At 36.9% G+C, this 6,137-nt stretch carries 7 protein-coding genes; 3 read left to right on the top strand and 4 right to left on the bottom strand.

All coding sequences use genetic code 11. From position 1 onward, the window contains the following. Positions 1 to 321: 321 nt before the first annotated feature. Positions 322 to 873, bottom strand: coding sequence for a peptidylprolyl isomerase (locus AC1PJP_RS08475; RefSeq protein WP_216070975.1), 552 nt, complete (start codon positions 871 to 873; stop codon positions 322 to 324). A 149-nt stretch (positions 874 to 1,022) separates the two neighbouring features. After that, entirely contained in the window at positions 1,023 to 2,093 is a 1,071-nt protein-coding gene (locus AC1PJP_RS08470; RefSeq protein ID WP_192835192.1) for an alpha/beta hydrolase, read from the bottom strand. A gap of 211 nt (positions 2,094 to 2,304) precedes the next feature. On the opposite strand from AC1PJP_RS08470, the gene AC1PJP_RS08465 reads away from it, so the two are divergent. After that, entirely contained in the window at positions 2,305 to 2,673 is a 369-nt protein-coding gene (locus tag AC1PJP_RS08465) for a hypothetical protein (protein WP_322905010.1), read from the top strand. Between the two features lie 166 nt (positions 2,674 to 2,839). On the opposite strand, the gene AC1PJP_RS08460 is transcribed toward AC1PJP_RS08465, so the two are convergent. Both AC1PJP_RS08460 and AC1PJP_RS08455 read right to left on the bottom strand, forming a co-directional pair. Continuing rightward, a complete protein-coding gene (locus AC1PJP_RS08460) occupies positions 2,840 to 3,070 on the bottom strand; it encodes a hypothetical protein (RefSeq protein WP_000733015.1) in 231 nt (76 codons plus the stop codon). Between the two features lie 392 nt (positions 3,071 to 3,462). Next, complete coding sequence (locus tag AC1PJP_RS08455) at positions 3,463 to 4,329, bottom strand: MBL fold metallo-hydrolase (protein WP_479766811.1); 867 nt, start codon at positions 4,327 to 4,329, stop codon at positions 3,463 to 3,465. Positions 4,330 to 4,436: 107 nt separating this feature from the next. Here AC1PJP_RS08455 and AC1PJP_RS08450 point away from each other — a divergent pair, with 107 nt between their 5' ends. Both AC1PJP_RS08450 and grpE read left to right on the top strand, forming a co-directional pair. Continuing rightward, positions 4,437 to 5,330, top strand: a complete 894-nt coding sequence (locus AC1PJP_RS08450; protein WP_250629496.1) for a LysR family transcriptional regulator — start codon at positions 4,437 to 4,439, stop codon at positions 5,328 to 5,330. A 162-nt stretch (positions 5,331 to 5,492) separates the two neighbouring features. After that, positions 5,493 to 6,047 (top strand): nucleotide exchange factor GrpE, encoded by a 555-nt coding sequence (gene grpE, locus AC1PJP_RS08445; RefSeq protein WP_004795539.1) that lies wholly within the window; start codon positions 5,493 to 5,495, stop codon positions 6,045 to 6,047. Positions 6,048 to 6,137: the final 90 nt, after the last annotated feature.

Here is a 6,137-nt window from a genome sequence, read left to right as displayed (position 1 = left end):
CAATCAATCAATGATAATATTTCGATCAATCAATCAGTAAAAATCCACACAAGTTGTTCTTCAATTCTCTTAATGATTTTTCTGCTCTTCGTCAGAGACAGAATTCAACGCAATACTAAGTTTCATCTTAACCCTGTAAGCTAAGATATTCTCGTGTATCGCGTCGGGATGAGTGCATTATAGGGAAAAAAAACTGGTACGCAAGCACTTTTCTAAATATATGTGTTTGACCGACTCTTTTTTACCCAACCAAAAATCTAAAAAGCCAAAATTATTAGCTAACTTATTAATAATTAACAATAAATATTAAATCATTTATTTTCATTCTTTTTTGATTTTCACTTCTAGTATCTTAATAGGTTGTTTAGGAACGTTCTGATGCATGCCATCATTGGTTGTAGGTACCTTTACAATACGGTCAACCACATCCATTCCTTTAATTACTTTTCCGAAAACTGCATAACCTGGGTTACCAGCCGAGCGATTTAGAAAACTGTTATCTGCGACATTAATAAAGAATTGACTAGTAGCAGAGTCTGGATTTGCAGTACGAGCCATTGCTAAAGTTCCGCGGGTGTTAGCAATTCCATTTCCAGCTTCGTTTTTGATTGGTGCTCGGGTTGTCTTTTCCTGCATATTTGCAGTAAGTCCACCGCCCTGCACCATGAAACCAGGAATTACGCGATGGAAGATCGTATCTTTATAAAAGTTCGACTTTATATAGGTTTTAAAATTCTTTACGCTGATTGGGGCTTTCTCGTCATAAAGTTGTATTTCTATGTTGCCTAAATTTGTTTGCATTTCAACTAAAGTGTCAGCCCAAACTGAATGACTGCTTAGTCCTAAGCAACATAGCATTAATAATTTTTTCATATCTTCCTACAGTAAAATGCAAAACTTAATAGAGGTTAAATTTAATCGTCTATATAAAAGAATTCTAGTGAGTATTTATTATCTTTTATTTAAGGCCTAATATTTTGGATGTGTCCATGTTCCACGTGAAACATGGACCAAACTTTTATTTAGCTATTTTTATCCCAAAATTTTCTAAAGTTTTTACTGAACTCAATGGTGTACCGTTTGGCTTTTTTGGAAATAGGCGTCAAATTTATAAAACCATGAGTTTGATCTGAATATTCTTCATAATGCATTTTGACACCATTTTGGCGTAGCTTATAGCTATAGATTTTTCCTTCATCATGCAATACATCATGCCCAGCAGTAATCACAAAAGCCGGAGGATTCTTCTTCAAATTGCCGTAGGTTGGAGAAATAATTGGATCATCTAGTTCTACGTTATGCTCGGTTGCATAATATTGAGTGACATTATTGATATCATTATCCGTCAAAACCAATCCTTCGTTATATGCATAGAAGGAAGGATGTCGACTCTTGAAATCGACGGCAGGATAAATAAGAAGTTGGGCCTGAGGAGCATAAGGTTTATTTACTGATCTTTGAGCCACGACTGTACTAATGTTTCCACCAGCACTATCCCCCGCTACCGCAATTCGACCTTTTAATATTTTTAACTGTCTACGATTTTGATATACCCAAGCTAAAGCATCTTCACAAGATTGGATTAAATGCTGAGGAGAAACCTCAGGCGCTAGAGGGTAATCGATACTGAGGACTTGTACTTTTGCATATTTTGCCAATATACGACAAACCTCATCATGAGTATCTAAACCACCAACAACAAATCCTCCTCCATGATAGAAAACAATAAGAGGTAGTTTTTTATTAGGTGCTGGATGATAGTGTCTCGCAAAAACGGTTCCACTTTGGAGAGGTAAACGAATATCTTCTACTAAGTCTATTTCTGTTGACTTGTGGCGTATAGCCAGCATTTGCGTATCGAACTGCCTTCTAGATTCAATTGGGTCTGAACCAATGAAACCGATACGACCCTGTTTAATTTGTACAGCCATCATACATTTAGTAAATGAGTCGAGATCTGGATATTGGTAAGAATATCCAAGAATTTTAGCAAGTGATTCTTGAGCTAATCGAGGTAACTTATCAAGAGCTCGAGCAGCAGGCCCTTGGCCCTTATCTAGCAATGTTTGAATTTTTTGATTAAATGCTGTCATGCCTATCTCCATGAATCCCTCTTATCCTTCATATTTTCTACAGAATTCTGTTGTTATTTGACTATATTCGCATACAACTCATGTAATCAAGATACAAAGGTAAAACCCAAATTACGCTAATCTGATTTCAAGCAAATGTCATTAACAAATCTGTCACTTAAAACAGGACTTTTTTGCCAATTATTGTTAACAGACAAAAAGAGGTACGATTATGTCAACAAAACTAGTTGTTACTTTATTAGCAACCAGTCTTTTAACTGTAGGCTGTGTGGCTTATACGGACGACCCTTCTTATCGTGGTGGTTATGGTTACCATGATCATGATAGTAATCGCTATGATCGCAATGATGGACGTCGATATAACGATTGGGAACGGAAACGTTGGGAAGAACGTCAAAGAATATATGAACAACAACGAAGAGTTGCTCGCGAACAGGATCGAAATCGTCATGAATGGGATAAAAGACGCCATGACGAGGATAAGAAACGCTGGGATGACGATAAAAGACGCCACGAGTGGGATAAAAAACGGGTAGAAGATCGTGATCATAATCGTCGAGATTCTCGTCATGATGACTAAATTCATTACTATATAAAAAGCCCCAATAAGCTACGTCTTTTGGGGCTTTTTTGAGAATTCTAAACTCTCTTAATTATAGAGTAATGAGTAGCAGCTCACTTCATACATAAATCGGCATCTTAAATATATGACTCTATAATCTTTTAACTATTCTTATCACTAAGAATTACTGAGCTGTTGCAGAACCAGAAACAGAACCAGAAGCGCCAGCATCAACTTGACCTGGTTGTGCTTGGCCAGAAACGCCCGCATCAACACCTACACCAGCTTGTACGCCAGATGGGCTAGCACTTGTTTGAGCAGAACCTGATGCGTTTAAACCAGCTTCAGATGCACAACCAACAGCTGTAAAAGCAACACCAGCAAGTACTACAGAGATAAGACCTAATTTTTTCATAATCGCTTTCCTTTCATTACGACAAACACTTAAATGCAAAGATCATCTTCGCGCTGCCTATAATTCACAATTTTTTTTTCTGGCGTGCGTATCATTGGTTGTCTTTTGTAGTAATAGAAGTACAAATTGTGCAATTTTTTATTAAATTCGCTTCCTTACTCTTAGCTCTATCTTTTATATAAAACTAGCAACTTAAGCTTTTGTTTAATTTTATCAATTTTTAATTTTTATCTTAGCCTTTTGCTCTACTCAAAAAAATTCTCTTTATAGAAACGCTATATAAGGTGCGTAGAATGTTACAGAGGTTTTTTGCTTAAAAATTCCTCTTCCCATTAAAAAAAGCCGGGTTTAAACCACGGCTTCTCTAAAAATTTACGATATTTCGATTTAAATTACGGCCACTGCATCTCGCCTTTTACAACTTTTGCACCCAGCTCTAGGCTATCCACACTTTTTAATGTTAGATATTGTTTTTGCATGAGCTGACTTAGCTCACTCGCATTTTTACTTACTTTAACGGCTTTCTCATAGCTCTTGAGATAGTCAATCGAAAAGTTAACCGCATCCAAACCTTGTGGAGCTCCCTCAACCATATGGGCAGGAACAACCGTCTGAGGTTGAAGTGCTTTAATGTTTTCTAGCGTTTGAATTACTTCATTACGGTCTTTAACTTTTGGTGTATCTGCCATCCATAAATGAATGCCTGAAGATACAGGAATACCACCTACTACTGCCTTAGAAGAAGGAATCCATAAATAAGTGAGTTCTTTCTTACCTTTAATCTCGATTGACTCATTCTCTAGCTTTAAAGTTTTAGCAGTATAAGCTTGAGGCACAATAATTTGGCTAGGCGCATTTGCACCCATTTGTGGACCCCAATACTTCACTTTGAGCGCTTGAGTATCTTGAATATGTTTAACAGTTTCCGGTGTTGCGATGATTTGTACATTTGGGAAGTATTGTTTAAATACGTCTAAGCCAAAGTAATAATCTGGATCGCCATAGCTTACGAAAATTGTTTTTAGCGTTTTACCGCTATCGATAATGTCGGCAGCAATACGTAATGCTTCAGATTTTGAGAATTGCGCATTAACCAATAGAACTTCTTTATCGCCTTCAATTAAAGTAGACGTCACGCCAAAATGTTCGGGTTTAGCCAGAAAACTTTGGATTTTTAGATCTTGTGCAAAAGCTGAGGAAGCCATTGTCAAAGCTGTGGCAGTTGCTAGGGCTGAAGCAGTTAATTTAAAAAATTTCATTATGTATTCTCCAATTTCATGAGAAATACTTTAAATTGCAATTTCTGTAAGGTAAATGCACTAAATTAAGATAAACTGTTGCATATATTGTAACAATGATAATGCATATGGACACATTAAAAGCCATACAAGTCTTTGTTTCTATTGCTCAGCATGGCAATTTAACCAAAGCCGCAGAACACCTGAATTATTCCCGGGCAATGGTTTCTCGTTATCTTGAGCATCTTGAACACACATTCTCGACTCGACTATTTCAAAGAAATACACGAAAAATATCTCTCACGCCAGCAGGTGAAAAAGCCCTCCTCTACTGCGAAAATATTTTACAACAACAGCAACTTCTGCAAGAGTTAGCCGCACCCGAGCAACATAACGGTACGATTCGCTTTACCTGCGGTTTGTTTTTATTTCAATTAGGGGTTGGAGAATGTATTCGCCAATTTAAACAGCAACATCCACATATTCAATTTGATGTATATCTGACTGAAAATACGATGGACTTAATTGATGCTCAGGTCGATCTAGCTTTACGTATAACCCAAAAAGTTGCAGATGGTTTAATTGCACGACCTGTTTGCCAAATCGAGTCCGTTTTCTGTGCACATCCTGATTATTTAAAACAGCACAGCCCCCTCTCCCATCCAAGGCAACTTATTCAACATGAATGTTTAGCTCACCATAGCCAACATCAATTTTGGACACTTTTTGATGAAGAGCAACAACCCCAGAATTATCCTTTAAACGTGACCTTTAAAAGTAATGATGTAAATGCTGTTTATGACATGTGTGTACATGCTCAAGGTGTGGCAATGTTGCCCTCACTATTAGTTAAAAAAGATTTAAAAGAAAAAAGACTAGTTCCTTTATTTAAAAACTTTTCAGCTCCGGAATTAAGTTTGTCAGTGGTATATGCATCGAGGCAACATTTACCCAAAATAACGCAGGAATTTATTGCTTTTATGATCGAAAATTTAGATTTTTACTTAAAACCGCAAAATTAAAAGTTTTAAATTGCCGTGTACGCTTGAATTTTTAGGCAATGCCCATACTTCATCCCTATTAATGAATTACAGCATATGCATGGCAGTTCAGGTTTTACCCAGTAAATGCTGATGCCAAAAGGACTGTACATGTTTAAAAACCCATTTAAACGGAGATCATCAATGGCTAATGAGCAAAACGAGCAAGCTCAAGACATTCAACACGAGCAAGCAGAGCAATCTAATGAGCAAACTCAGGCTGAAGGTGTAGAGCAAGCAAACGACGTTACCGTTGAATCTTTACAAGCGCAAATCACCAAATTAGAAGAAAGCCTGAAACTTGAAAAGGCACGTACAGCAAATGCTGTTTACGAAGCACAAAAAAGTGTAGAGCGTATTCAACGTGAGTCTGATAAGCATAAAGAAACTGTGCTTGAAAAATTTGCAAAAGAACTACTTGATTCTGTAGACAATCTAGAGCGTGCAATTCAAGCAGCGGGTGATGAAGAAACCCCAGTACTTGAAGGTATCAAATTAACCTTAAAGTCACTGTTAACTGCGCTTGAGAAATTTGGCGTTGTAGAAGCTGATACTAAAAATGGTTTCAATGCAGATTTACATCAAGCAGTAGGTATTGATCCTAACGCTAAAGCAAATGAAATCGGTACTGTTTTACAAAAAGGCTATACGTTAAATGGCCGCTTATTGCGCCCTGCTATGGTTATGGTTGGTCAATAAGTAAATTTTTGAGAGTTTTTAGATTTTTTTTAGCTAAAACGCTTGAAAAAAATAGATTCACTCTCATATCGGATAACAAGCAAAAACATT

Source organism: Acinetobacter sp. V116_7, from assembly GCF_056735735.1.
The sequence above is the reverse complement of the archived record's forward strand: the minus strand, read 5'-3'. Positions and strand labels throughout refer to the sequence as shown.

What these genes read in the sequence shown, in the direction of transcription:
- AC1PJP_RS08450 (WP_250629496.1), top strand. Translation starts at nt 4,437, where the DNA reads ATGGACACATTAAAAGCCATACAAGTCTTTGTTTCTATTGCTCAGCAT.
- AC1PJP_RS08455 (WP_479766811.1), bottom strand. Translation starts at nt 4,329, where the DNA reads ATGAAATTTTTTAAATTAACTGCTTCAGCCCTAGCAACTGCCACAGCT.
- AC1PJP_RS08465 (WP_322905010.1), top strand. Translation starts at nt 2,305, where the DNA reads ATGTCAACAAAACTAGTTGTTACTTTATTAGCAACCAGTCTTTTAACT.
- AC1PJP_RS08475 (WP_216070975.1), bottom strand. Translation starts at nt 873, where the DNA reads ATGAAAAAATTATTAATGCTATGTTGCTTAGGACTAAGCAGTCATTCA.
- grpE (WP_004795539.1), top strand. Translation starts at nt 5,493, where the DNA reads ATGGCTAATGAGCAAAACGAGCAAGCTCAAGACATTCAACACGAGCAA.
- AC1PJP_RS08470 (WP_192835192.1), bottom strand. Translation starts at nt 2,093, where the DNA reads ATGACAGCATTTAATCAAAAAATTCAAACATTGCTAGATAAGGGCCAA.
- AC1PJP_RS08460 (WP_000733015.1), bottom strand. Translation starts at nt 3,070, where the DNA reads ATGAAAAAATTAGGTCTTATCTCTGTAGTACTTGCTGGTGTTGCTTTT.